Annotated in this window: 2 protein-coding genes and 1 pseudogene; 1 reads left to right on the top strand and 2 read right to left on the bottom strand. The window is 39.5% G+C overall.

Features of this window, described 5'->3' with window-relative positions:
• The first annotated feature begins 43 nt into the window (after window positions 1-43).
• Window positions 44-657: pseudogene (locus tag ARSQ2_RS09790) on the top strand (HAD-IA family hydrolase).
• Here ARSQ2_RS09790 and ARSQ2_RS09785 read toward each other — a convergent pair.
• On the bottom strand, window positions 635-919 hold the full coding sequence (locus ARSQ2_RS09785; protein WP_181995182.1) for an IS630 transposase-related protein: 285 nt from the start codon (window positions 917-919) through the stop codon (window positions 635-637). The pseudogene ARSQ2_RS09790 and the gene ARSQ2_RS09785 overlap by 23 nt on opposite strands.
• Before the next feature lie 476 nt (window positions 920-1,395).
• Window positions 1,396-1,589: gpW family head-tail joining protein (gene gpW / locus ARSQ2_RS09780; protein WP_181995181.1), on the bottom strand; the 194-nt coding region annotated here is incomplete at its 5' end.

Here is a 1,589-nt window from a genome sequence, read left to right as displayed (position 1 = left end):
TAATGATATAGTAAAGTTATATCAGTCTCTATGGAGAGAATTTATGCTGTATATTTTCGATATGGGTAATGTAATTATTAATATCGATTTTAATCGAGCTCTACGAGTTTGGAGTGAATTAAGTAAAATTCCTATCGTCAGTTTGACACAAAATTTTGAACTAGATGAAACAATGAAACTACATGAATGTGATGAAATTTCTGATCTTGAATTTACTGAATTTACCAGTGAAAAATTAGGTTTATCATTAAGTTTTGAAGAGTTTGCACTGGGATGGAACGCCATTTTCGTTTCATTGCGTTATGATGTAATCGAAATTATAACCCGTTTACGTGAGCAAAGCCATCGTGTGGTTATTTTGTCCAATACAAATCGTTTACATCAAAATTATTGGCCTAGTCATTATCTTGAAATCGCGGCTTCTTCAGATTTTCTCTACTTATCCCAAGATCTCGGCATGCGTAAACCTGATCTGGCAATCTATAAATATTTTTTACAATCAGAGGGATTTTCTGCTGAAAATGCTATTTTTTTATGATAGCGAGGAAAATGTTGCTGCTGCACAGTTTGGGTCTTAAAAGCTGGTATGTTAGCGATGAAAATACTGTCGCAAAATATTTTGCTAACTATGATTTCAGCATCCCTGCCAAACAGTAGTTATCAATATGACTGAAATAATACTTAGTTTAATCTTATAGCTGGGCGACTTTAAAATGATTACAAGTAATGACTCTATATCAGTAAATTTATATTGGAGAAAAACATATATTTTATAATCAAAATTAAGATGCTTAGCTATAATCCAACGCGATACAGATGCAGAGCCAATACGAAATTGCTTCGCTGTTTCTCGAATACTCAACCCTTCTTCTTCCATCGTAAATATCACTTTACGTCTAAAATCAATTGAATAGCTCATATAAATACTGTCATCAAAATTAAGTCGCTTAGCTATAAATAATCGCTGGGCTAAATGGGGTAAATTCATTGGCTCTCAGGCTCCTTAATGGTATCCTGCGCAAATTTATCGGCCTGCGCCCAGCTTCCGGCCGGTGGTAAGCCGCGTTCTTTAGATGAGTGCCAGCATGCGATAAGTCCGATTTAAAAACAGGGCGATAATTGGTGCCTATCGCATTATCCACAGTACCAGGGTGATCGTCCCCGCGGCCCCCAACCATGATTGCGCGCCAGATCGTGCACACGGGACACAATCTGGTCACGATAAAGATTAATTTCGTTATCGGGGGACCATAATGCCGGTTGCCAGTAGGCCAGTTGATCACTAAAACTCTTAGTGGCATCATAAGACACGCGGTTTCCCCGTACCAGCGCGCGCATTTTTTGTTGTGGTTGGGTTAATCAGTGGTTTACCGTCTAACCCAACGATCTTCACACTCATGAGAACCGAAACCTTACCGGTCTTCTCGTCCGGGGAATAAGACCCAGTTCTGCCTGGATCATTTGAATCAGGGCCAATAAATCCGATAACTGATTTTTTTGATAAGAGACCGAGCGAGTTCCATCCCCTTGCGAATAAGAAAACGCCACGCCCTTATTGCCCGACGCGAGTTCAATATAAGCCGACTCCG

Source organism: Arsenophonus endosymbiont of Bemisia tabaci Q2 (assembly GCF_902713415.1).
In the GTDB taxonomy this organism is placed as follows: Bacteria; Pseudomonadota; Gammaproteobacteria; order Enterobacterales; family Enterobacteriaceae; genus Arsenophonus.
Note: the sequence above shows the minus strand (reverse complement) of the source record. Positions and strands in the feature narration are given on the sequence as shown.